Origin of the sequence: Cellulomonas sp. APG4 (assembly GCF_009996735.1) — a bacterium.
Lineage (GTDB): Bacteria > Actinomycetota > Actinomycetes > Actinomycetales > Cellulomonadaceae > Actinotalea.
Map to the genome: position 1 here is coordinate 40638 of NZ_JAACYI010000020.1, position 22821 is coordinate 63458.

Genomic DNA, 22821 nt, shown 5'->3' on the forward strand with positions numbered 1-22821 from the left:
GTGATGGCGCCGCCCGTGATCGCCGTGGTGGGCCCGACGGCGACCGGGAAGTCCGACCTCGGCCTCGAGCTCGCCCTCGCGCTCGGCGGCGAGGTGGTCAACGCGGACGCGATGCAGCTCTACCGCGGCATGGACGTGGGCACCGCCAAGCTCACGGTCCCCGAGCGGCGCGGGGTCGCGCACCACCAGCTCGACGTGCTCGACGTCCGCGAGGAGGCCGTGGTCGCCGCGTACCAACGTCACGCGCGTGCGGACCTGGCTGCGATCGCCTCGCGGGGGCGCCGCGCCCTCGTCGTCGGCGGATCTGGCCTCTACGTGCGTGCGCTGCTCGACCGCATGGAGTTCCAGCCCGTGGATCCAGCCGTGCGCGCACGGCTCGAGGAGCGCGGCGCACGCGAGGGCCCTGGGCTGCTGCACGACGAGCTCGCCCGACGTGACCCGGCCGCTGCCGCCCGGATCGACCGGCGCAACCTGCGGCGGGTCGTCCGGGCCCTCGAGGTCATCGAGATCACCGGTGAGCCCTACGGCGCAGCGCTGCCGGAGCACCGGCACGAGGTACCCACCGTCCAGCTGGGGCTCGACTGCGACCGCACGGTGCTCGACGCGCGCGTCGAGGCGCGGGTCGAGCGCATGTGGGCACAGGGCCTCGTCGACGAGGTGCGCGCGCTCGCAGGTCCGGACCTGGACGGCCTGGGACGCACGGCCGCGCGCGCGGTCGGGTACGCCGAGGTGCTGGACCTGCTCGCCGGGCGGGTGACCGAGGACGAGGCACGAGCCGCGGTCGTCGCCGGGACGCGGCGGCTCGCGCGCAAGCAGATGGGGTGGTTCGGGCGCGACCCACGCACGCACTGGCTCGACGCGCGCGACCCCGCACTCGTCGACCGCGCGCTCGACCTGGTCGCCCGTGCCGACGCGGGACGGCTCGCGGACCCGGGCGCGCGGCGTCGTACCCTCGGCTCATGAGCGCCCCCACCGGTCCCCGCACGCTCGCGGTCGTCAAGGGCCACGGCACCCAGAACGACTTCGTGCTGCTCGACGACCGTGACGGCGTGCTCGACCTGGGGCCTGGCCTCGTCCGCGCGCTCGCCGACCGACGCGCCGGTGTGGGCGCCGACGGCGTGATCCGGCTGGTCCCGTGCCGGGCACTGCCCGAGGGCGCGGCGAGCACGGCCGAGGACCCTGCCGCCGAGTGGTTCATGGACTACCGCAACGCCGACGGCTCGGTGGCCCAGATGTGCGGCAACGGCGTGCGCGTGGTCGCGCGCTACGCCGAGCACCTCGGCCTGTGGGACGGCGCGGACGAGCTCGTGCTCGGCACGCGGGCGGGCGTGCGTCGTGTCCGACGCGACGGCGGCGCGTACGCGGTGGACATGGGCGAGTGGCGCTTCGTCGACCCGGCACGTGCCGAGTCCGCAGCCGTGGACGCCGAGGTGCAGGTCGCGGGCCTGCCGGTGGCACGTCCCGCCCTCAGCCTCGACCTCGGCAACCCGCACACCGTGGTCGCGGTCGCCGACCTGGACGAGCTCGCGCGGATCGACCTGACCCGTGCACCGGAGGTGACGCCGCCGCCGCCCGAGGGCAGCAACGTCGAGGTCGTGGTGCCGTTGGGCGAGGAGGTCACCCCGGAGGGCGAGACCGTGGGCCGGTTGCGCATGCGCGTGCACGAGCGGGGCGTCGGCGAGACGCGTTCGTGCGGCACCGGAGCGTGCGCCGCGGCGCTCGCGGTACGGCACTGGGGCGGCCCGGGGTCACCCGACACCTGGCTGGTGGACGTGCCGGGTGGCACCGTCCGCGTGCGGACCCTCCCGGGCGGACGGGTCGAGCTGGCCGGTCCCGCCGTGCTGGTCGCCGAGGGGCTCGTCGACCTCGACGCCCTCGAGGCCGGACGAGCCGGCTCCTGACGGTCAGGCGGCCGGCGTCACGCGCAGCACGCGGAAGCCCTTGGCGCTCGCGGCACGCTCGCACAGCCACCCCTGCTCGTCGGCCATCCACCGCTGCAGGCTGTCGGCGCCGAGGTTGCGCTGCACCACCAGGTGCGCGTCGGCCCCCGCACGCAGCCGCGGCAGCCACCGCACGAGCATCGTGTGCAGCGCTCCCTTGCCGACGCGGATCGGCGGGTTCGACCAGAGGGCGTCGAGCACCACGTCCGCCGGGACCTCGTCGGGCGTCACGGCCACGACGTTGTCGAGCCCCAGGCGTGCGGCGTTGCGCGTGACGAGGTCGAGCGCGCGCGCGTTGACGTCGACCGCCCAGACCCGTGCGCCGGGCGAGAGCATCGCCATCGTGAGGGCGACCGGCCCCCAGCCGGTGCCGAGGTCGAGCAGCTCCCCGTCGGCGGGTGGCGGCGGGACGGTGCGCAGCAGCACCTGGGTCCCGAGGTCGATCCGTCCGGGGGAGAAGACGCCCGCGGCGACCTCGACCTCGACCTCGCGGCCCGCGAGCCGAACCGCGAGGGGACGCCGCTGCTCGGGCGAGGCCGGGCGCGCGCTGAAGTAGTGCTCCGCAGCCGGCTCGTCGGGCTCGTCGGGAGCGGGGCTGTCGGGTCGCACGCGCGCACTCTACCGACGCGTGGGCGCCGCTCCCCGCGCTCCGCCCTCGGCATATCGCCTCGCGGGTCGACCGGCGCGCGTGTCACGCTTGTGGGGAACGAGAGGACGACGTGACGAACCCCACCACCGACCCACGGCGCGCGCGCGAGCTCGCCGACGCCGTCGTCGCCCGCGTCCTGGCACGTGCCGGGACCGCCGTCGACGAGGGTGAGACCCGGACCACGAGCTCCGACGGCGAGCAGCTGGACCGCGCCGAGCGCGCGGCCCTGCGGCGTGTCTCGGGGCTGTCGACCGAGCTCACCGACGTCACCGAGGTCGAGTACCGACAGCTGCGCCTCGAGAAGGTCGTGCTCGCCGGCCTGTGGACCTCCGGTCCCGGGGAGGACGCCGAGAACTCGCTGCGCGAGCTCGCCGCGCTCGCCGAGACCGCCGGGTCGCAGGTGCTCGACGGCGTCCTGCAGCGCCGTTCGCACCCCGACCCCGGCACCTACCTCGGTGCCGGCAAGGCCGCCGAGCTCGCCGACGTGGTCCAGTCGACCGGGGCCGACACCGTCATCGTCGACGCGGACCTCGCACCGTCCCAGCGGCGCGGCCTCGAGGACATCGTCCGGGTCAAGGTGATCGACCGGACCGCGCTGATCCTCGACATCTTCGCCCAGCACGCGAAGTCCCGTGAGGGCAAGGCGCAGGTCGAGCTCGCGCAGCTCGAGTACCTGCTGCCACGCCTGCGTGGGTGGGGCGAGTCGATGTCCCGGCAGGCGGGTGGTCGCGTCGCCGGCGGCGCGGGGATCGGGTCGCGCGGCCCCGGCGAGACCAAGATCGAGCTCGACCGGCGGCGCATCCGCACGCGGATGGCGAAGCTGCGGCGCGAGATCGCCGCGATGGCTCCCGCGCGGGCCGCGCAACGGTCGGGTCGTCGGCGCAACGCCGTGCCGTCGGTCGCGATCGCGGGCTACACGAACGCGGGCAAGTCGAGCCTCCTCAACCGCCTCACGGGCGCTGGGGTGCTCGTCGAGAACGCGCTGTTCGCGACGCTCGACCCGACCGTGCGCCGGGCGGTCACGCCCGACGGCCGCGGCTACACCATCGCGGACACCGTGGGCTTCGTGCGGTCGCTGCCCACCCAGCTCGTCGAGGCCTTCCGGTCGACCCTCGAGGAGGTGGGCGACGCGGACCTGCTGCTCCACGTGGTCGACGTCGCCCACCCCGATCCCGAGGGACAGGTTGCCGCGGTACGGGCGGTGCTGGCCGAGATCGACGGCGCCCAGGACATCCCCGAGCTCCTCGTCCTCAACAAGGCCGACCGCGCAGATCCGGACGTCGTGGCACGCATGCGTCGTCGGGAGCCGCGCTCGGTGGTGGTCTCGGCGTTCACGGGCGCGGGGGTCGACGACCTGCGCGAGCAGGTCGCGGCCCTCCTCCCGCGACCCCAGGTCGAGATCGACGTCGTGGTGCCCTACCAGCGAGGTGACCTGGTGCACCGCGCGCACACCGAGGGTGAGATCGACACCGAGGAGCACACGGCCGACGGGACGGCTCTGCGCGCTCGGGTCAGCGCCGAGCTCGCGGCCGAGCTCAGGCAGGCCGCGGTCTAGCACCGTCGCGGCGCGCGACCGCGTCCGGTGCCGCGTACCGGCCGGTGGGCGCGGACCGGCGGACGCGCGCCCGGGTGCGTCGCCCAGCGCCTACCCTTCCGGGGTGAGCCCAGCACCCGCGCCGGAGAAGGTCGAGCCCGCCGTCGCGCTGCTCGACCGCGCGGTCGACGCCCTCGGCGGGGCGCGGCGCGAGGGGCAGCGCGTCATGGCCCAGGCGGTGGCCCGCGCGCTGGGCTCGCGTGACCACCTCCTGGTGCAGGCGGGCACGGGCACGGGCAAGTCGCTCGGCTACCTCGTGCCGGCGGTGCGCCACTCCGTCCTGCACGACGAGCGGGTCGTGGTCTCGACCGCGACGCTCGCGCTGCAGCGACAGGTCATGACCCGCGACCTGCCCCTCGTCGTCGACGCCGTCGCACCCCACCTGCCGCGGACACCCGACGTCGCTCTCCTCAAGGGGTGGCACAACTACCTGTGCCGGCACAAGGTGGTCGGCGGCTACCCGGCCGACGAGCCCGCGACCCTCTTCACGGCGGTCGACGGGGGAGACGCGGGGGACCACCCTGCGCCCGCCGACGACGACGGCGCGGGGCCGGGACGCCTGGGGCGGCAGGTCGTCCGGCTCCGCGAGTGGGCCGAGGAGACCACCACGGGGGACCGGGACGACCTCGTGCCCGGCGTGAGCGACGCGGCGTGGCGGCAGGTGTCCGTCACGGCGATGGAGTGCCTGGGGGCCAAGTGCCCGCTGATCGACGAGTGCTTCCCCGAGGCCGCGCGTGAGAGGTCGCGTGAGGCCGACGTGGTCGTGACCAACCACGCGATGCTCGGGATCGCCGCGAGCGGCTCGCCCGGCGTGCTGCCCGAGCACCAGGTGCTCGTGGTCGACGAGGCCCACGAGCTGACGGACCGCGTGACGGCCCAGGCGACCGCCGAGCTGTCGGCGGCGACGGTCGAGCTCGCCGCGCGACTCGCACGCCGGCACGGCGGCATCGCGACGGACGACCTCGATGCCGCCGGGCGCGACCTCGGCTCGGTCCTCGGCCCCCTGCCCGAGGGCCGGCTGCGCGACGGGCTGCCCGGACAGCTCGCGGCGGTCGTCGGCCAGGTGCGGGATGCCGCTCGCGGGCTCCTCACGGCACTCAAGCCCGACGGGCCTCCTGCGCCCGGGACCGAGGGTGGGCTCAAGCTCGCGACCTCCGCCGTGCTCTCGGTCTTCGAGATCGCCGAGCGCATGACGGCCGCGACCGAGGGCCATGACGTGCTCTGGTGCGCACGCGGCACGTCGGGCTCCGCGGGGGGCCGCGCGGGAGTGACGCGCCTGCACGCCGCACCGCTCGCGGTCTCGGGGCTCGTCCGCACGCACCTGCTGACGGGCCGCACCGCGGTGCTCACCTCGGCGACCCTGGCGCTCGGCGGGAGCTTCTCACCGCTCGCCGCCGGGATCGGGCTCGACCCGGCGAGCGAGCGGGACGAGCCGGGCGACGCGACCGGGGCCGAGGGCGACGACGGGATCGCGGACGCGCCGAGCCAGGACCCGCAGGCCACGCGGCGGTGGCGAGGTCTCGATGTCGGGAGCCCGTTCGACTACCCGAACCGGGCGATCCTCTACGTCGCGCGACACCTGCCCCCTCCGGGACGCGAGCCGACGACGGAGGCGCAGCTGGACGAGATCGCCGAGCTCGTCGCGGCCTCGGGTGGCGGCGCCCTCGGGCTGTTCTCGTCGCGCAGGGCCGCCGAGGCCGCGGCCGAGGCGATGCGCGAGCGGCTCGACGTCCCCGTGCTCTGCCAGGGCGACGACCAGCTCCCGACCCTCGTGCGCCAGTTCGCCGACGACGACGCGACGTGCCTGTTCGGGACGCTGTCGCTGTGGCAGGGCGTCGACGTGCCCGGCCGGACGTGCCGGCTCGTGCTCATCGACCGGATCCCCTTCCCGCGGCCCGACGACCCGGTGCGTTCGGCCAGGTCGGAGGCCGTCGCGGCAGGCGGTGGCAACGGCTTCATGGCGGTTGCGGCCACGCACGCGGCGCTGCTGCTCGCCCAGGGCTCGGGACGCCTGGTGCGCACGGACGCCGACCGGGGCGTGGTCGCGGTGCTCGACCCGCGGCTCGCGACGGCCCGCTACGGAGGCTTCCTCGTGCGGTCGCTCCCGCCGTTCTGGCGCACGACCGACCCGCAGGTCGCGCGGGGCGCCCTGGGCCGACTGGCGGCGGCGCCGTCCGAGGGTTGAGGCGCGCCGTGCGCGTCCGACACCGTCCGCCCTAGGGTTGTGCCGCGGCCGACCGGTCGTGACGCGACGACGACGGAGCTGGTGTGGACACGACGACGCTGGTGGGCGAGCAGGCCGGGACGCATGCCGTGGGCACGCCGGGCACGGGTGCTCGCCGACGGAGCAAGCTCGCGATCGTGGGCGCGGGGAGCGTGGGCGCGACCATGGCGTACGCCGCCCTGATGCGCGGTGCCGCGCGCAGCGTCGCGCTCTACGACATCAACGCCGCCAAGGTCGAGGCCGAGGCGCTCGACATCGGGCACGGCATCCAGTTCATGCCGATGGCGGACGTCGAGGGCTCGGACGACATCGCGGTGTGCGCGGGCGCGGACGTCGTCGTCGTGACCGCGGGCGCCAAGCAGAAGCCCGGGCAGAGCCGGCTCGACCTCGCCGAGGCGACCATCAAGCTCGTCCGCACGATCCTGCCCGGCCTCGTCGAGGTCGCGCCCGACGCGGTCTACGTCATGGTCACGAACCCCGTCGACATCGTGACGTACGCGGCGCTCAAGAGCTCGGGCCTGCCGCCGAACCAGCTCTTCGGCTCGGGCACGGTGCTCGACTCGTCGCGGCTGCGCTACCTGCTCGCGCAGCACACGGGCGTCGCGGCCCAGAACGTGCACGCCTACATCGCGGGCGAGCACGGCGACTCCGAGATCCCGCTGTGGAGCTCCGCGATGATCGGCTCGGTGCCCCTGCTCGACTGGCCGGGGATGCGCGGCCCGGACGGCGAGGTGGTCGGGCGGCTCGCGGCCGAGGACCGGACGCGCATCGCGGACGAAGTCGTGAACTCGGCCTACCGCATCATCGCGGGCAAGGGTGCGACGAACTACGCCGTGGCGCTCGCGGGCTCGCGCATCATCGAGGCCGTCCTCAACGACGAGCGTCGGGTGCTGCCGGTGTCCTCGCTCCTCCAGGACTACCGCGGGATCTCGGACGTCTGCCTCTCGGTCCCCTCGGTGGTCGGACGCCACGGCGTCGAGGCGACCCTGCCCATCAGCATGTCCGAGGACGAGCTGGCAGGGCTGCACCGCTCGGCCGAGGCGCTGCGCGACGTCGCGCGGCGCTTCGGCCTCTGAGGGCGCCCGGACCGCGCCTGTCGCGACTCAGAGGCTGCGCAGCACGCTCACGACCCGCCCGAGCACCACGGCGTCGTCGGCGGGGATGGGCGCGTACGCCGAGTTCTGCGGGAGCAGCCAGACGTGGCCGTCCTTGCGGCTCAGCGTCTTGACCGTCGCCTCGCCGTCGATCATCGCCGCCACGATCTCACCGTTCTCGGCCACCGGCTGGCGTCGGACGACGACCCAGTCACCGTCGCAGATCGCGGCGTCGATCATCGAGTCCCCGACGACGCGCAGCAGGAAGAGCTCGCCGTCGCCGACGAGCTGGCGGGGGAGCGGGAAGACGTCCTCGACCACCTGGTCGGCCAGGATCGGTCCACCCGCGGCGATACGGCCGACCACGGGCACGTACGACGGTGCGGGCGTCGCGTCGCCAGGGGCGAGGTGGCCGTCGGCCACGTCGTCGTGCCCGAAGGGCCCGACGCCGCGTGAGTCATCCGGGTGCACGACCTCGATCGCACGGGGTCGGTTCGGGTCGCGACGCAGGTAGCCCTTGCGCTCGAGGGCCATCAGCTGGTGCTTGACCGATGACGGGCTCGTGAGGCCGACGGCCTCGCCGATCTCACGCATGCTCGGTGGGTACCCACGGTTCTCGACGCTCGCGCGGATCGTCTCCAGCACGAGCCGCTGGCGCGCCGTCAACCCGTCCACGTCGCTCGGCCCGTCGGGCAGGGCGTGCACGGTCGCGACGCTCTCGTCGCTCGACGGCTGCTCGGGTGCCACGTGCTCCTCCTGTCGTCGCGTCCGGCCCGTGGTGCCGCTGCGCGCGAGACCGGGACGGTCGTGTCGGTGGTCGATGGTCTGCTGACCGACGTCGCCAGCCTAGGGCGGGGACGGGTGGGGATCAAACACCTGTTCGACCGCGTGTCGGTCGCCTCGGGAGTGGCGGCGCTGTCGACTCCGTCGGCACCTTGTGCTAGACATCGTACAGACGTTCGACGTACGTGTGTTCGAATGACCTTGGAGGGTGAGATGAGCAGCATCGCGATCGACGGGTCCCTGGGCTTCGGGCGGCCGCTCGAGGTGCGCCGCGCGTCGCAGCGGGCGGGGGCACCCGGGGGCCTGCGGCTGACCCGCCGTGGCCGCGCCGTTGTCGCGGGCCTGGCGCTCGCCCTCGGTGCCGGGCTCGTGCTCTCGGCCCAGGGTGCGGCTGCCGACTCCCCGATCGCTGCTGTCCCGGTCGCGCCGCACACGGTGGTGGACGGTGACACGCTCTGGTCCATCGCCGGCACCGTGGCTCGTCCGGGCGAGGACCGTCGGGACGTGGTCGACGAGCTCACGCGGCTCAACGGCCTCGACGACGTGTCGCTCCGCGTGGGCCAGGTCATCCTCGTCCCTGAGCGCTGAGCGCTGAGCGCTGAGCGCTGAGCGCAGTGTCGTCGTGCTGGGGAGTCGCCGGGCGGCCCGGAGGGGAGCAGCGCTCGCTGTCGTGCCGCCCGCTCCGTGTGGCAGAGTCGGGGCCGCGGCACGCCGGTGACGGGTGTGTCCGGGGCGCCCCAGCCCCGCCGCGCGCAGCGGCCAGGTCCGCGGAGAGGTGGTCGTCGGTGCACTGCCCGTTCTGTCGGCACAGCGACTCGAGGGTCGTCGACTCGCGGACGTCGGATGATGGTGCGTCGATCCGTCGGCGACGCCAGTGCCCCGAGTGCGGCCGGCGATTCACCACGCTCGAGACGGCCAGCCTGTCGGTCGTCAAGCGCTCGGGCGTGACCGAGCCCTTCAGCAGGGAGAAGATCGTCAACGGCGTGCGCAAGGCGTGCCAGGGGCGCCCGGTGAGCGAGGACGACCTCGCCCTGCTCGCCCAGCGTGTCGAGGAGGCGCTGCGCACGACGGGCAGCGCGGAGCTCGACGCGCACGAGATCGGTCTGTCGATCCTCGGCCCGCTGCGTGACCTGGACGAGGTCGCCTACCTGCGGTTCGCGAGCGTGTACCAGGCGTTCGACTCGCTCGAGGACTTCGAGGCGGCGATCACCGCGCTCCGTGCCTCACACGGCGACGGTGCCCCCCACGAGACCAGCGAGCCGGCCGTCGACGAGGTGTGACCGCGGCCCGGTCGCGGCCCGTCGTCGCCGATGTGAGAGTGGGCCCGAGGAGGGCCCATGAGCGACGACCCAGGCAGCGGCCACGATGTCCGGAGGGACAGGCGTGCCCGCACGGACAGGCACCTGCTGCGGGTGTACCTCGACGACCATCTCGCGGGATCGTCGGCCGGTGCGCGGCGCATGCGTCACGCGGCTGGTCGCCTCGCGCGGACCCCTGTGGGCCCTGATCTCGAGGCGGTGGCGCACGAGGTGGCCTCGGAGCAGCGTGAGCTGGCGGCGGTCGTCGACGCTCTCGGGCTGTCGCGGTCGCGCCTCAAGGAGTTCGCGGCGCGCGTGGGCGAGATCGTCGCCCGGCTCAAGCCCGACGGCGGGCTCCGGCGCAGCTCACCCATGACTGCCCTGATCGAGGCCGAGCTGCTGCGCAGCGCGCTCGTCGGCAAGCGCGGGGTGTGGCAGACGCTGCTCGACCTCTCGGAGGAGCTGGACCTCGACGGTGCGCGCATGGCCGAGCTCGTCGCCCGGACCGACCGCCAGCTGGCGACGCTCGACCGTGTGCACGCCTACGTCCGCGTGCGCGCCCTTCGCAGCCACTGACCGCCGTGCGCGGGCGGACCGCGCGTCCGGGCGTCAGCCCTCCTGGTGCCCGCCGCGCGACAGGATCTGTTCGCGCACCACGCGTCGCAGCACCTTGCCGATCTGCGACCGCGGGAGCTCCGGCAGGACGACGAGCTCACGTGGGTGCGCGTAGCGTGCGAGATGGTGCTCGCTCCACGCGCGCACCGCGGCGAGCTCGACCTTCGTGGCGCCCTCGGCCAGCACGATCGCCGCGACGACGCGCTCTCCCAGGTCTCCACCGGGGACGCCCACGACCGCGACGTCCTCGATGCCCGGCATGCCACGCAGGTGGTCCTCGACCTGGGACGGGTACACGTTGTACCCGCCGCTGATGATGACCTCCTTGATGCGGTCCACGAGCCGGACGAAGCCGTCCTCCTCGACCACGACGATGTCGCCCGTCCGCAGCCAGGTGCGTCCGTCGAGCTCGACGAGCACGGATGCCGTCTCCTGCGGCCGCTGCCAGTAGCCGTCGAACACCTGGGGGCCGGAGATCCAGAGCTCGCCGCGGTCCCCGCGTGCGACCTCGCGGTCGGGATGCTCGGGATCGCGCACGGTGATGTAGGTCGACGGGAACGGCAGTCCCAGGGTTCCGGGCCGGCGGGCCGACGACATCGGGCTGCCGAGCGCGACGGGCGAGGTCTCGGTGAGGCCGTACCCCTCGACGAGCAGGCCGCGGGTGAGGGTCTCCCAGCTCGCGGCGGTCGTGCTCGGGAGCGCCATCGCTCCCGAGATCGCGTGCGTGACGCTCGACAGGTCGACCCCCTCCCGTGCCGCGCCCTCCGCGAGGCGTTCGAACATCGGCGGGACCCCCGGGACGAACGTCGCCGGGCGCCTGCGCTGCGCGGCGAGGACCGCGGGCACGTCGAACTTCGGGAAGATCACCACGGTGGCGGCGATGAGGACCGCGTAGGTGAGGCAGAGCGTCAGGCCGAAGGCGTGGAAGAACGGCAGGGCTGCGTACACGGTCTCGGTGCCTGAGCCGTGCCCGGTCCACGCGCGCCCCTGCTCGGCGTTCACCGCGAGGTGGCGGTGGCGCAGCACCGCGCCCTTCGGCGTGCCCGTCGTGCCCCCGGTGTACTGCAGCGTCGCGACGTCGTCGGCGGTCGGGCGTGGGTGCTCGGGTGAGAGCGGCCCCGCTCGCCGCACGAGGCGCTCCCAGCGCGGGACGCCGGGGACGGGGCTGCGCAGGGCGTCACGGCTGGCTCGCGCGGAGGCCACCGGCAGGTGGAGTGCCGCGCGCTTGACGGCGGGGAGGTCGGCCGCGATGTCCACGGCCACGACGTGGCGCAGCGCCGTGTCCTCGCGCACCTCGAGCACACGGGCCACGGCCTTCTGCCAGACCAGGGCGACGACGGCGCCGCTGTCGGCCAGCTGGTGGCGCAGCTCGGGCGCGCTGTACGTGGGGTTGTGCTCGACGACGACGGCGCCGAGGCGGAGCACGGCGTAGAAGGCGACCACGTGCGTCGTGCAGTTCGGTAGCACGAGTGCGACGCGGTCGCCGCGCCGGACGCCGAGCCGCCGCAACGCCTCGGCGGCGTGCGCGACCTTGCGCGCCAGGTCCGCGTAGGTCGTGACGGCCCCCAGGAAGTCGGTCGCGACGCGCGCGGGGTGCGCCGCGGCGGCGTCCTCGAGCGCCTGCGTCACGGGGGCCGTCGGTGCGGGCACGTCGTGCGGTACACCGGGGGCGTACGAGGAGAGCCATGGTCGTTCCACGCCTCCAGCGTAGGTTACGCGCGCGTAGGTTACGACCGCGTAGGTCCCGTGACCGGAGGAAATCGCTGGCCGTCCGCGGGGCGTCGGAGCACAGTGTGGCCGGGCGCGGACGCAGCCCCCGGACCGGGACGGCGCCGCGACAGGAGGAGGTGCACGATGACGGACCGACGCGAGGGCGGGGCCGACGAGGACGCCAAGCGAAAGTTCCGTGAGGCGCTCGAGCGCAAGCGCGGGCACACCCACCGCACGGAGCAGGCGCCCCCGGGCGCCGGCGGCGTGCAGGGCCCCGAGACGCACGGGGGGCGCCGGACGTTCCGGCGCAAGACCGGCTGAGCGCCGCGGGCCCGGGACGGCAGTCCCGGGCCCGCGGCGCTCAGGAGAGGACGCGCAGGCGGATCGTCTGGTCCATCGTCTCGAGCTCGCGGGTGACCTCCGGCGTCAGCCCCGAGCTGACGTCGGTGACCACGTACCCGTGCTGGCCCCGCGTCGCGAGCAGCTGACCGTCGATGTTGACGCCGTGCTCGGCGAGGGTCCGGTTGATGCCGGCGAGGACGCCGGGGGTGTTGTGGTGCAGGTGCGTGATCCGGTGCGAGCCGGTGCGCGCCTCGAGGGCGAGGTTGGGCAGGTTGACGCTCAGCATCGTGGAGCCGTGCGCGAGGTAGTCGCGCAGCTTGTTCGAGACGAACTGGCCGATGGCCTGCTGGGCCTCGAGGGTCGAACCCCCCACGTGGGGTGTCAGGATGACGTTGGGCAGGCCGCGCAGCTCGGACTCGAACGCGTCGCCGCGGCGCTTGGGCTCCTCCGGGAACACGTCGACCGCGGCGCCGGCGATGTGGCCGGAGAGGATCGCCTCGCGCAGCGCCGTGTAGTCGACGACGAAGCCCCGGGACAGGTTGAGGAAGATCGAGCGCGGCTTCATCCTCGCGAGCTGGGCGGCCCCGAAGAGTCCCGCGTTGCCCGAGCGTCCGTCGACGTGCAGGGTCACGGTGTCGGCCACCTCGAGGAGCTCGTCGAGCGAACCCATCCGGCGCGCGTTGCCGAGCGCGAGCTTCTCCTGGGTGTCGTAGAAGACGACGGACATGCCGAGGTTCTCGGCGAGCACCGAGAGCTGCGTGCCGATGTTGCCGTAGCCGACGATGCCGAGCGTGCGTCCCCTGACCTCGTGGGCTCCTTCGGCGGTCTTGTCCCAGACGCCCTGGTGCAGCGCCCGGTCGCGCTCGGTGAGTCGGCGCGCGAGCGCGATGATCTCGGCCAGCGCGAGCTCGACGACCGAGCGGGTGTTCGAGAAGGGCGCGTTGAAGGCCACCACGCCGTGCTCGGCCGCGGCTGCGAGGTCGATCTGGTTCGTGCCGATGCAGTACGCACCGACGGCCTGCAGGCCCGGCGCGGACGCCAGGACCCGCTGCGTCACCTGGGTCTTCGATCGGATGCCGAGGAGGTGGACGCCGTCGAGCGCCGCGATGAGCTCGTCCTCGTCGAGGGCGCCCGAGCGGGTGACGACCTCGATCCCGTCCTGCTCGAGGACGGCGGTCGCGAGCGGGTGGAGGTTCTCCAGCAGCAGGGCTCTCAGCACGCGCCTATCGTGGCCCTCGTCGGCGGCCCGGCCAAAACGCGCCCGACAGGCGGGACGTCGCACGGCTCGGGCACACTTGTCTCGTGAGCCGTCACGACCGACGTGAGCTCCGACGCCGTCGTCGTGAGCTCGCCCAGCTCGACCGGGCCGCGCGCGGGCGCCGTCGGTCGCGGCCGCTGCTCGTCCTGACGGTCCTCGGTGTCCTCGTCGCGGGTGTCGCGCTGAGCCCCTGGGGTGAGCTCGACCGTCTGCGTGACCTCCTCGGCACGAGGGCGTACGTCGAGATCGACGGACGCGCCGTCGCGGTGCCACGTCCGGCGGCCGCGGAGGGCCGGATGCTGCCGGTCGTACCCGTCACGAGCTCGGGCGCGCACGAGTTCCTGCACACGACCGACGACGGGCTCCCGGTCGGCTACGACCCGTGCCGGCCGGTCAGGTACGTCGTCCGCCCCGACGGCGCCCCGCCGGAGGGGGACCGGCTGCTCGCCGACGCCCTCGCCGTGGTGTCCGCCGCCACGGGGCTCGCGTTCGAGCACGTCGGGACGACCGACGAGGAACCCGTGAAGGACCGTGACCTCATCCAGCCCGGTCGCTACGGGGACGGCTGGGTGCCGGTGCTCGTGGCGTGGTCGGACGAGGACGAGCTCCCCGAGCTCGCCGGCCAGGTGGCCGGCGTGGGCGGGTCCGCCGCGGTCCCGGGCTCCGACGGCCGGGGCAGGTGGCTCGCGGCCGGGCGCCTCGTCCTCGACGCCCCCGACCTCGTGGCCCTCCTCGAGCGCCCCGACGGCGAGGCCCAGGCGCGCGCCGTCGTCGTGCACGAGCTCGGCCACGTGCTCGGCCTCGACCACGTCGACGACACGGCCGAGCTGATGCACCCCCAGACCTCGGCGCGGGCCGAGCTGGGTCCGGGTGACCGGCAGGGCCTCGCTCTCCTCGGGGCGGTCGCGTGCGAGTGAGGTGACCGCTGTGGGCCCGCCGCGCGGGCTCAGTGCTGGACGAGCCCCTCGGGCGGCTCGGCGGACGTGACCACGTGGAGCGTCTGCGTGGGACGTGTCATCGCGACGTACAGGTCACCCGCGCTCTCGCCGCCCACCTCGTGCGGCTCGACGAGCACGACGACGTCGTACTCGAGCCCCTTGCTCTCGTGCGGCGTGAGCACCACGACCCGGGCGTCGGGCGTCGACGGCGCGCTCCCGTCGACGTACGCGGCCGACGCGCCGGTGGCCAGGACGGCCCGCAGGTCCTCGACGCGGGACGCCGGGGCCAGCACCGCGACCCGCCCGGCGAGCTCGGTCTCGCCGGCGGCGGTCGCCGCGAGGTCCTGCGCGGCCCAGCCCCGCACCGCGTCCGCGACGACCGCGTCGGCGGTCGTCGTCACGTCGTCGGCCGGGACCCGGTGGAGTACCAGTGCGTCGGGCACCTCGCGGGCCGAGGTCAGGGCGCTCACGGGCAGCCCCGCCACGCGCGCGACGCGTCCGGCCGCGTCCGCGACCTGCGCCGGCGTGCGGTAGTTGACGGTGAGCTCGGCGAGCCGCCACGAGTCGCCGAGCACGGGGTCGAGCGCCTGCGCCCAGTCGCGGGTCCCGGCCGCCGACGACGTCTGCGCGACGTCGCCGACGATCGTCAGCGACCGCGTCGGGCAGCGTCGCAGCACCATGCGCCACGCCATGGGCGAGAGCTCCTGCGCCTCGTCGACCACCACGTGGCCGTAGGTCCAGCTCCGGTCGGCAGCGGCGCGCTCGGCGGTCGTGAGCGCCGGACCGGTGTGGGCGAACCGCTCGGCCAGCACCTCCGCGCTGACCAGCCCGCGCCCGGCGCCCGAGGACTGCAGCACCTGGCGCGCGTAGTCGAGCTCCTCCTGACGTCGTCGGGCGTCGGCGGCGGCCTGGGCACGCGCGGCCTGGTCGTCCTCGCCCAGCAGCTCGGCGGCCTCGTCGAGCAGCGGGACGTCGCTGTCCGTCCAGGGCGCGTCGGCCTCGCGCAGCAGCGCGTGACGTTCGGCCGGGCTCAACCAGGGAGCCGCCTCCTCGAGCCGTGCCGGCCGGCTGAGCAGGTCGCCCACGAGCTTCTGCGGGGTGAGGGGCATCCACGCGAGGTTGAGTGCGATGCGCACCTCACGCGTCGTGCGCAGCTCCTCGACGATCTCGGCGCGGTCCTCCGGCGGCACCGTGTAGCCCAGCTGCTCGACGTACTGCGACGCGAGCCGGGTGAGCATGTCCCGGACGAACGTGACGCGCGCCTGGTTGTGGGGCTTGCCGGTACGGCGCGCGCGCTGGACGGCCTCGGCGACGTCCCTCGGGCGCACGACGACGCGGCGACCGTCGACCGAGACCTCGACCGGTGCCTGCGGGACCCGCTGACGCGCCCGCACGGCCCGGGCGATCACCTGCGCCAGCACGGGACGTCCCTTGATCTCCGCGACGTGCGGGGCGTCCTGGCCCTCGACGACCAGGCCCGGCACCAGGTCGGCGACGGTCGCGGTCACGACGCCGGTCTCGCCGAGCGAGGGCAGTACCTGGTCGATGTAGCGCAGGAACACCCTGCTCGGGCCGAGCAGCAGCACCCCCGAGCGTTCGAGCACGCGCCGGTGCGCGTAGAGCAGGTACGCCGCCCGGTGCAGGGCGACCGCCGTCTTGCCCGTCCCGGGGCCGCCCTGGACGACGAGCGCGCCGGCGAGGTCCGACCGGATGATCGCGTCCTGCTCGGCCTGGATCGTGGCGACGATGTCGCCCATCCGGCCCGTGCGTCCGGCGGCGAGAGCCGCGAGGAGCGCGCCCTCCCCCGAGAGGCCGGCGAGGGTCGCCTCGGCCTCGGGGCCGTCGAGCGCGTCGAGGTCGAGCACCTCGTCCTCGAGGGCCGTCACCGTACGGCCACGTGTCACGAGGTGCCGTCGTCGGACGACGTCGTCAGGGCGAGCCGCGGTCGCGCGGTAGAAGGCCTGGGCGGCGGGTGCGCGCCAGTCCGTCAGCAGGGAGGTGTGCTCGGCGTCCGTGAGCCCGATGCGGCCCACGTAGCGGACGGCGCCGTCGGTCAGGTCCAGCCGGCCGAACACGAGCCGCTGCTCGACCGCGTCGAGCTGGGCGAGCCGGTCCTCGTAGAGCGTCGCGAAGGCGTCACGCTCGGAGCGGTTCTGGGGCGAGCCCGAGGGCCCGACCCGACGCACCTCGGCGAGGCGGGCGGCCGACTGGGCGCGCAGCTCGTCGAGCCGCGCGTAGCGCAGGTCGACAGCGCCCTGCTCCTCGCGCAGCTGGTCCTGCCTGCCTGTCACACGGCCCCCCAGGGTCCCTCGCGCACCCGTGAGGGGTGGCGTCGGTTCGGATCGGCCGTCCATTATCCGCGCTCGCGGACGCGCGACGTGCCGTGGTCCACGCGCCGGGCGGCACGCCGTCCGGGTGACCGAGGGGCGACACGTCGCCGCGCCCCCGTAGGATCGGGCCCGCCGGACCCCCAGAAAGGTCGACCGTGCCCTACACCGAGCTCACCTCGCGCCCCTTGAGGGTGCTCCTCGTCGAGGACGACGACGGTGACGCGCTGCTCGTCTCCGAGCTCTTCGCGGACTCGGGCGTCACCGTCGAGCTGCGCCGGGCCCGGACGCTCGAGGAGGCGTCGACCCAGCTCGACGTCGAGTGCGTGCTGCTCGACCTCGGGCTGCCCGACGCCGACGGGATGTCCGCCCTCGAGAAGGTGCTGCGCTCGGCCCGGAACCCGGCCGTCGTGGTGCTCACCGGTCTCACCGGCTCGGGCGCCGGCCTCAAGGCCGTCGCGGCAGGCGCGCAGGACTACCTCGTCAAGGGTGAGGTCACGCCGGCCCTCCTCGCGCGCTCGGTCCGGTACGCCATCCAGCGGCGTCACGCCGAGGTCCAGGAGCGAGACCTCTACCGCGCGAAGCTGCGGGCGTCCGAGACCAGTCGGCTGGAACGGGCCCTGCTCCCCACGCCGCTCGTGGGTGACGCGGCCGTCGAGGTGCTGGTGGGCTACCGCGCGGGCCGGGACGGCCTGCTCGGCGGCGACTTCTACGACGTCGTCGAGCGTGCCGACGGCTCGATCGCGGCGATCGTCGGGGACGTCGCGGGGCACGGCCCGGACGAGGCCGCCCTCGGCGCGACGCTGCGCACCGCCTGGCGCACGTCGGTGCTCGCCGGGCTGCCGGCCGCCCAGGTCCTCGACGTCGTCGAGCAGATCCTCTCGGCCGAGCGCGGCCGTCCGGAGATCTTCGCGACGATGGTGATGGTCGTGGTCACGCCCGAGCGCGACGCGCTCGACCTCTTCCTGTGCGGTCACCCGACGCCGTTCCTCCTCGGCACGCCGACCCGTTCGCTCCCGAGCGAGCACCGGGGACGGGCTCTGGGCATCCCGGTCCTCGGCGGCTGGACCTCGCAGCGGGTCGAGCTCGGCTCGTCGTGGCGCGTGATCATGTACACCGACGGCGTGCTCGAGAGCACGGTCGACGGCGGCGGCACGCGGCTCGGCGAGGAGGGCCTCCAGCTCGTGATGGAGGAGCAGGTCGCGGCCGAGCGTGCCGACCGCGAGGCAGGCGCCGACGGACCTGCCTCGATCGTCGACCGCATCCTCGAGGCCGTGCGCACCCGGCACGGTGGCGACCTCGTGGACGACACGGCCCTGGTCGTCCTCGGCTGGGACGGCGGCGCCGCATGACGTCCCCGGTCACGGACGGGACCGGGGCACCCGGCGAGGGGCGCGCGCCCGTGTCTCTCCGCCGACGCGTCGATCTCGCCGTCGCGTCGGCCCTCGTGCTCGTCGTGCTCGCGCTCGCCGTCGCTGCGGGGGCCGTCCTGAGCGCGCGTGAGCGCCAGCACGAGGTGCTCACGGTGTACTACGAGGCCATCACGCAGACCGACACGGCGTACGTCCGTCTGCTCGACGCCGAGACCGCGGTGCGGGGGTTCCTGCTCACGGGCGACGAGGTCACGCTCGAACCCCTCGAGCGGATGCTCGACGCACCCGATCCCGGTGTGGACGTCACGACGCTGGTCGAGGACCACTTCGGCCCGGACAGTGCGGAGGTGCGCACGCGTGAGGAGGCGGCCGACGCGGCGCGCGCGTGGCTGCAGGACTGGGCTCAGCCAGCGATCGCCACGGTGCGTGCCGAGGGACCGGAGTCGGTGCCGGCCGCCGAGGTCGAGCGGGGTCGTGCGCTCTTCGACGAGGTGCGACGTCCGGTCGAGGAGCACACCCGGCTGCTCAAGGAGGGGCGGCTCGCAGCGGTCGCGGAGCTGCGCGCGGTGACGAACGTCCTCGTCGCGACCGTCGTCGTGCTGGCGGTCCTCGTGGTGGCGGGTGGCGCCCTGCTCTGGGTGTACCTGCGCCGGTGGATCACCGGCCCGCTCGACTCCCTCGTGGGGGACGTGCGCGTCGTGGCCGACGGCGATCTCGCCCACCCGGTCCGCGAGGTCGGGGCGGGGGAGGTGCACGAGGTGAGCGGTGTCGTCGAGGACATGCGCCGTGCGCTGGTGCGGACGATCGACGACGCCCACCGCGCGCGGGTAGCGCTCGAGGAGTCCGAGGCGCAGCTGCGCACGCAGGCCGACGACCTCGCGCGCTCCAACCGCGACCTCGAGCAGTTCGCCTACGTGGCGTCCCACGACCTGCAGGAGCCGTTGCGGAAGGTCGCGAGCTTCACCCAGCTGCTCGCCAAGCGCTACGAGGGTCAGCTCGACGAGCGAGCGGACCAGTACATCGGCTTCGCGGTCGACGGCGCCAAGCGCATGCAGCGGCTGATCAACGACCTGCTCGGGTTCTCGCGCGTCGGGCGGATCGGCGGCGAGGTCACGGACGTCGACATGTCGGCGGCGCTCGCGAGTGCGACCAGTGACCTCGAACGACGCATCGAGGAGACCGGTGCGACCGTGACGGCCGGTGAGCTCCCGGTGGTTCCCGCCGAGGAGCCCCTCGTGGTGCAGCTGCTCGCGAACCTGATCAGCAACGCGCTCAAGTTCCGGCATCCGGACCGGCCCCCGCACGTGCGGCTCGAGGCGCACCGCTCGGGTGAGGTCTGGGAGTTCGCCCTGAGCGACAACGGCATCGGCATCGATCCCCAGTACGCCGAGCGGGTCTTCGTGATCTTCCAGCGACTGCACGCCAAGGAGGTCTACGAGGGCACGGGCATCGGCCTCGCGCTGTGCAAGAAGATCGTGGAGTACCACGGCGGGGACATCTGGATCGACGAGGCCGCCGTCGAGGGCACGACGGTGCGGTGGACCCTGCCGGTGGCCGGCCCGGGCGGTAGCACGCCGCCTGCGGGTGAGGCGGCCCCGGGTCCGGACGCCGACGCCGAGGAGGCAGGGGAGCCTGAGGCGGTCGCCCTGACCTGGCGCGACACGCTCTCGGTCGAGCAGGACGACGGGCCCTCGAGGCCCCAGGATGTGTGACGGGTGCCGTCCGGCCCCGCGAGACGGGTCGCTGGTCGGCCGGGAGGTCTGAGGACATGAACGAGCAGAAGCAGATCGACGTCCTGCTGGTCGAGGACGACCCGGGCGACGTCCTCATGACGCGCGAGGCGTTCGAGGAGAACAAGGTGGCCAACCGTCTCGCGGTGGTCAACGACGGCGCGAGCGCGATGCAGTACCTGCGCAAGGAGGGGCCCTACGCCGACGCGCCGACCCCTGACATGGTGCTCCTCGACCTCAACCTGCCGCGCATGGACGGCCGCGAGGTGCTGGCTGCCATGAAGTCCGACGAGGCACTGGGGCGGATCCCGGTGGTCGTGCTCACCACGTCGGAAGCCGAGGAGGACGTGCTGCGCAGCTACGCGCTGCACGCGAACGCCTACGTCACCAAGCCGGTCGACTTCCAACGGTTCATCGACGTGGTGCGGCAGATCGACGACTTCTTCGTCTCGGTCGTGCGCCTGCCCGGTCGCTGAGACGCGGGAATCGGCCCAGCCCGTCCGGCGTTGTCGCCTGAGTCCGCGGCGCGCCCGGCGCGCGGTGCGAGGAAGGTGAAGATGCAGGATCCACGTGAGATCTACACGGTCGACGAGAGCATCGCCGCCGAGGTCGCCCTGGGGGCGGAGCGGGCAGGGCTCGGCCCGACGATGCTGCACATGGTGCGCGGGTTCGTCGACGCCGGGAGCGCGGGCCAGGTCGGCGCGGAGCACCTGCTCGAGCGGTTCACCCCCCGGCGCCTGGTGACCTTCGACGTGGACGCCCTGCTCGACTACCGGGCGCGACGCCCCGCGATGACGTTCGACGCGACGGCGTGGGTCGACTACGCCGAGCCGGAGCTCGCCATCGACGTGCTCACCGACGGCGAGGGGGTCGACCTCCTCCTGCTCCACGGGACCGAGCCCGACGTCCAGTGGGAACGCTGGGTGGCTGCGGTGCGGCAGGTCGTCGAGCGCTTCGACGTCCCGTTGCTCGTCGGCGTGCACGGCATCCCGATGGGCGTCCCCCACACCCGTCCGCTCGGCGTGACCGCGCACGGGACCCGCCCCGAGCTCGTGGCCGACCATCGCTCGTGGTTCGGCACCGTCCAGGTTCCCGCGAGCGTCGGAGCGCTGCTCGAGTACCGGCTCGGACGCTGGGGGCACGACGCCCTCGGCTTCGCGGTGCACGTGCCGCACTACCTCGCGCAGTCGCCGTACCCCCAGGCCGCGCGGACCGCGCTCGAGCACGTCGAGCGCGTCACCGGTCTCGTGCTCTCCCCGGACGCGCTCGCGGACGCCGCGCAGGAGGCTCTCGAGGAGGTCACCCGCCAGGTCTCGGAGTCGGAGGAGGTGGCCGCCGTCGTGCGCGCCCTCGAGGAGCAGTACGACGCCTTCGCGCGTGCCGCGGGGCGGTCGAGCCTCCTCGCCGAGCCCGAGGACCTGCCGACGGCGGAGGAGCTCGGGGCCGAGTTCGAGCGGTTCCTCGCGCGCCAGCGGCCAGACGGGTCATGACCCTGGCGTCGGGAGACGGCCGCGTGCCAGACTTGTCCGTGTTGCAGTGAGGTGTTACGCGTGACCCCGGGCGGGGTGCACCACTGCCGGTGCCTCCGCCCTCGTCGTACCTGTGGCACGGACCGCCAGGCTCCACCGCTCAGGACGTGGGACCAGGCATTGCGGCACGAGGACCAGGCAGAGGGCCCGGTCACGACGTCCCCGGTCGGACAGAAGGACAGGAACAGCATGGCGCAGGGATCCGTGAAGTGGTTCAACGCTGAGAAGGGCTACGGCTTCATCGCGCAGGACGGCGGCGGTGCGGACGTGTTCGTGCACTACTCGGCGATCGAGACGCAGGGCTACCGGACGCTCGAGGAGGCCCAGCGGGTCGAGTTCGAGATCACCCAGGGTCCCAAGGGCCCCCAGGCCGAGAACGTCCGTCCGCTCTGAGCCGCTGACGGCTCGTCACGAGGCCGCGCCCCCACGGGGTGCGGCCTCGTCGCCGTCGTGGGGGCGGTGGGCGGCCGGCGGGTCGTGGAGGGGACGCGCGGCCCCGACGAAGGCGTCGAGCTCTGCCCCCGCGCGCAGGTGCACAGGTACGGGCAGCGAGCGGAGCGCGCGCACGAGCGAGGGATCGGCGAACCGTCCCGCCGTCCCGCCGTCGCCGCCGGGACGCACCGCCGCGAGGACGAGGTTGCCGTAGCGGCGTCCCTTGAGCTGGGCCGGTTCGGCGACGAGCGCGACCTCGTCGGCGTGGGTCCGCAGCGCCGCCAGCTCGGCGCGGGCGCGCGTGAGCGGGGGCCGGTCCGCGCAGTTGACCAGGTAGAGGCCGCCGGGTCGCAGGACCCGCATGACCTCGGCGACCGCCTCGACCGTGCAGAGGTGACCGGGCGTCCGGTCACCTGCGAACACGTCGCGGACGACGACGTCGGCGCGCGCGTCGGGAAGCGTCGTGAGGACCTCGCGCGCGTCCCCCGGGCGCAGGCGGAGCAGGGGCGAGCGTGGGAGGTCGAACCACTCGCGCACGCGCGTGAGCAGCGCGGCGTCGAGGTCCACCGCCAGCTGCCGGGACCCCGGACGGCGCGCCTCGAGGGCGCGGGGGAGCGCGCACGCGCCTGCGCCGAGGTGGACGGCATCGAGAGCACCGCGGGTGAGGTGCTCCACCAGCACGGCCATCTGCTGCATGTACTCGAACTCGAGCCACGCGGGGTCGTCGAGGTCGAGGTGCGAGCTCGGCACGCCGTTCACGAGCACGGTCACGGCGCGCGGGGCCGCCCTGTCCACCACCACCTCGGCGGTACCTGTGTCGATCGGCACGGGATCCACGGGGAGCGATGCGACGTCGGGCACGCGTGGACGGCGGCGTGGGCGGCGGTCGGGCACGCGGTCACGCTAACGCGATGTCGGAGGGTCGTGAGACGCTTGCGTCAGGTCGAACAGGTGTTCGATGATAGTGGCGGCTTCTGGTACCGGC

The 22821-nt window shown here is 74.2% G+C and carries 21 protein-coding genes; 15 read left to right on the forward strand and 6 right to left on the reverse strand.

Annotated features, from left to right (window positions below; genetic code table 11):
- The first annotated feature begins 3 nt into the window (after positions 1-3).
- Both miaA and dapF read left to right on the forward strand, forming a co-directional pair.
- On the forward strand, positions 4-963 hold the full coding sequence (miaA, locus tag GXB85_RS13980) for a tRNA (adenosine(37)-N6)-dimethylallyltransferase MiaA (protein ID WP_161918300.1): 960 nt from the start codon (positions 4-6) through the stop codon (positions 961-963).
- Complete coding sequence (gene dapF / locus GXB85_RS13985; protein ID WP_161918275.1) at positions 960-1901, forward strand: diaminopimelate epimerase; 942 nt, start codon at positions 960-962, stop codon at positions 1899-1901. The genes miaA and dapF overlap by 4 nt, the downstream gene beginning before the upstream one ends.
- Positions 1902-1904: 3 nt before the next feature.
- Here dapF and GXB85_RS13990 read toward each other — a convergent pair whose 3' ends face one another.
- Positions 1905-2549, reverse strand: a complete 645-nt coding sequence (locus GXB85_RS13990; protein WP_161918276.1) for a methyltransferase — start codon at positions 2547-2549, stop codon at positions 1905-1907.
- 110 nt (positions 2550-2659) lie between these two features.
- Here GXB85_RS13990 and hflX point away from each other — a divergent pair, with 110 nt between their 5' ends.
- The 3 genes from hflX (at position 2660) to GXB85_RS14005 (ending at position 7483) form a co-directional block, all read left to right on the forward strand.
- On the forward strand, positions 2660-4144 hold the full coding sequence (gene hflX / locus GXB85_RS13995) for a GTPase HflX (protein ID WP_161918277.1): 1485 nt from the start codon (positions 2660-2662) through the stop codon (positions 4142-4144).
- Between the two features lie 103 nt (positions 4145-4247).
- On the forward strand, positions 4248-6368 hold the full coding sequence (locus tag GXB85_RS14000; protein ID WP_370524250.1) for an ATP-dependent DNA helicase: 2121 nt from the start codon (positions 4248-4250) through the stop codon (positions 6366-6368).
- A 128-nt stretch (positions 6369-6496) separates the two neighbouring features.
- Complete coding sequence (locus GXB85_RS14005) at positions 6497-7483, forward strand: L-lactate dehydrogenase (protein WP_161918302.1); 987 nt, start codon at positions 6497-6499, stop codon at positions 7481-7483.
- A 27-nt stretch (positions 7484-7510) separates the two neighbouring features.
- On the opposite strand, the gene lexA is transcribed toward GXB85_RS14005, so the two are convergent.
- Positions 7511-8248, reverse strand: a complete 738-nt coding sequence (lexA, locus tag GXB85_RS14010; protein ID WP_370524251.1) for a transcriptional repressor LexA — start codon at positions 8246-8248, stop codon at positions 7511-7513.
- Between the two features lie 249 nt (positions 8249-8497).
- Here lexA and GXB85_RS14015 point away from each other — a divergent pair, with 249 nt between their 5' ends.
- The 3 genes from GXB85_RS14015 to GXB85_RS14025 all read left to right on the forward strand — a co-directional run bounded on the left by GXB85_RS14015 (position 8498) and on the right by GXB85_RS14025 (position 10158).
- Positions 8498-8872, forward strand: a complete 375-nt coding sequence (locus tag GXB85_RS14015) for a LysM peptidoglycan-binding domain-containing protein (RefSeq protein WP_161918278.1) — start codon at positions 8498-8500, stop codon at positions 8870-8872.
- 197 nt (positions 8873-9069) lie between these two features.
- The gene (nrdR, locus tag GXB85_RS14020; protein WP_161918279.1) at positions 9070-9564 is read left to right on the forward strand and encodes a transcriptional regulator NrdR; all 495 of its coding nucleotides are present in this window, start codon (positions 9070-9072) and stop codon (positions 9562-9564) included.
- Positions 9565-9621: 57 nt separating this feature from the next.
- Positions 9622-10158: a hypothetical protein gene (locus GXB85_RS14025; protein WP_161918280.1), complete on the forward strand. Its 537-nt coding sequence runs from the start codon at positions 9622-9624 to the stop codon at positions 10156-10158.
- 33 nt (positions 10159-10191) lie between these two features.
- Here GXB85_RS14025 and GXB85_RS14030 read toward each other — a convergent pair whose 3' ends face one another.
- Positions 10192-11895, reverse strand: a complete 1704-nt coding sequence (locus GXB85_RS14030) for an AMP-binding protein (protein WP_161918281.1) — start codon at positions 11893-11895, stop codon at positions 10192-10194.
- Positions 11896-12051: 156 nt separating this feature from the next.
- Here GXB85_RS14030 and GXB85_RS14035 point away from each other — a divergent pair, with 156 nt between their 5' ends.
- Complete coding sequence (locus GXB85_RS14035; RefSeq protein WP_161918282.1) at positions 12052-12228, forward strand: DUF5302 domain-containing protein; 177 nt, start codon at positions 12052-12054, stop codon at positions 12226-12228.
- 40 nt (positions 12229-12268) lie between these two features.
- Here the strand turns inward: GXB85_RS14035 and serA are convergent, their stop codons facing one another.
- On the reverse strand, positions 12269-13468 hold the full coding sequence (gene serA, locus GXB85_RS14040; RefSeq protein WP_161918283.1) for a phosphoglycerate dehydrogenase: 1200 nt from the start codon (positions 13466-13468) through the stop codon (positions 12269-12271).
- Positions 13469-13551: 83 nt separating this feature from the next.
- On the opposite strand from serA, the gene GXB85_RS14045 reads away from it, so the two are divergent.
- On the forward strand, positions 13552-14424 hold the full coding sequence (locus GXB85_RS14045) for a matrixin family metalloprotease (protein WP_161918284.1): 873 nt from the start codon (positions 13552-13554) through the stop codon (positions 14422-14424).
- A gap of 29 nt (positions 14425-14453) precedes the next feature.
- Here the strand turns inward: GXB85_RS14045 and GXB85_RS14050 are convergent, their stop codons facing one another.
- Positions 14454-16736 carry an ATP-binding domain-containing protein gene (locus tag GXB85_RS14050; RefSeq protein WP_370524252.1) on the reverse strand — a complete coding sequence of 761 codons (2283 nt, stop codon included), beginning with the start codon at positions 16734-16736 and terminating at the stop codon, positions 14454-14456.
- Between the two features lie 194 nt (positions 16737-16930).
- Here GXB85_RS14050 and GXB85_RS14055 point away from each other — a divergent pair, with 194 nt between their 5' ends.
- From GXB85_RS14055 to GXB85_RS14075, 5 genes are all read left to right on the forward strand, one after another.
- Positions 16931-18124 carry a PP2C family protein-serine/threonine phosphatase gene (locus GXB85_RS14055; protein WP_370524253.1) on the forward strand — a complete coding sequence of 398 codons (1194 nt, stop codon included), beginning with the start codon at positions 16931-16933 and terminating at the stop codon, positions 18122-18124.
- Between the two features lie 50 nt (positions 18125-18174).
- Positions 18175-19857 carry an ATP-binding protein gene (locus tag GXB85_RS14060; RefSeq protein ID WP_370524254.1) on the forward strand — a complete coding sequence of 561 codons (1683 nt, stop codon included), beginning with the start codon at positions 18175-18177 and terminating at the stop codon, positions 19855-19857.
- Positions 19858-19913: 56 nt separating this feature from the next.
- A complete protein-coding gene (locus GXB85_RS14065) occupies positions 19914-20351 on the forward strand; it encodes a response regulator (protein WP_161918287.1) in 438 nt (145 codons plus the stop codon).
- An 81-nt stretch (positions 20352-20432) separates the two neighbouring features.
- Complete coding sequence (locus GXB85_RS14070) at positions 20433-21365, forward strand: proteasome assembly chaperone family protein (protein ID WP_161918288.1); 933 nt, start codon at positions 20433-20435, stop codon at positions 21363-21365.
- Between the two features lie 228 nt (positions 21366-21593).
- Positions 21594-21797 (forward strand): cold-shock protein, encoded by a 204-nt coding sequence (locus GXB85_RS14075; RefSeq protein WP_161918289.1) that lies wholly within the window; start codon positions 21594-21596, stop codon positions 21795-21797.
- A gap of 15 nt (positions 21798-21812) precedes the next feature.
- On the opposite strand, the gene GXB85_RS14080 is transcribed toward GXB85_RS14075, so the two are convergent.
- Positions 21813-22730 carry a spermidine synthase gene (locus GXB85_RS14080; RefSeq protein ID WP_370524255.1) on the reverse strand — a complete coding sequence of 306 codons (918 nt, stop codon included), beginning with the start codon at positions 22728-22730 and terminating at the stop codon, positions 21813-21815.
- Positions 22731-22821 lie beyond the last annotated feature (91 nt).

Bases quoted from the DNA above. Each gene is read 5' to 3' on its own strand.
- miaA (WP_161918300.1), top strand. From the start codon at position 4: ATGGCGCCGCCCGTGATCGCCGTGGTGGGCCCGACGGCGACCGGGAAG.
- dapF (WP_161918275.1), top strand. From the start codon at position 960: ATGAGCGCCCCCACCGGTCCCCGCACGCTCGCGGTCGTCAAGGGCCAC.
- GXB85_RS14015 (WP_161918278.1), top strand. From the start codon at position 8,498: ATGAGCAGCATCGCGATCGACGGGTCCCTGGGCTTCGGGCGGCCGCTC.
- GXB85_RS14025 (WP_161918280.1), top strand. From the start codon at position 9,622: ATGAGCGACGACCCAGGCAGCGGCCACGATGTCCGGAGGGACAGGCGT.
- GXB85_RS14035 (WP_161918282.1), top strand. From the start codon at position 12,052: ATGACGGACCGACGCGAGGGCGGGGCCGACGAGGACGCCAAGCGAAAG.
- GXB85_RS14065 (WP_161918287.1), top strand. From the start codon at position 19,914: ATGAACGAGCAGAAGCAGATCGACGTCCTGCTGGTCGAGGACGACCCG.
- GXB85_RS14070 (WP_161918288.1), top strand. From the start codon at position 20,433: ATGCAGGATCCACGTGAGATCTACACGGTCGACGAGAGCATCGCCGCC.
- GXB85_RS14075 (WP_161918289.1), top strand. From the start codon at position 21,594: ATGGCGCAGGGATCCGTGAAGTGGTTCAACGCTGAGAAGGGCTACGGC.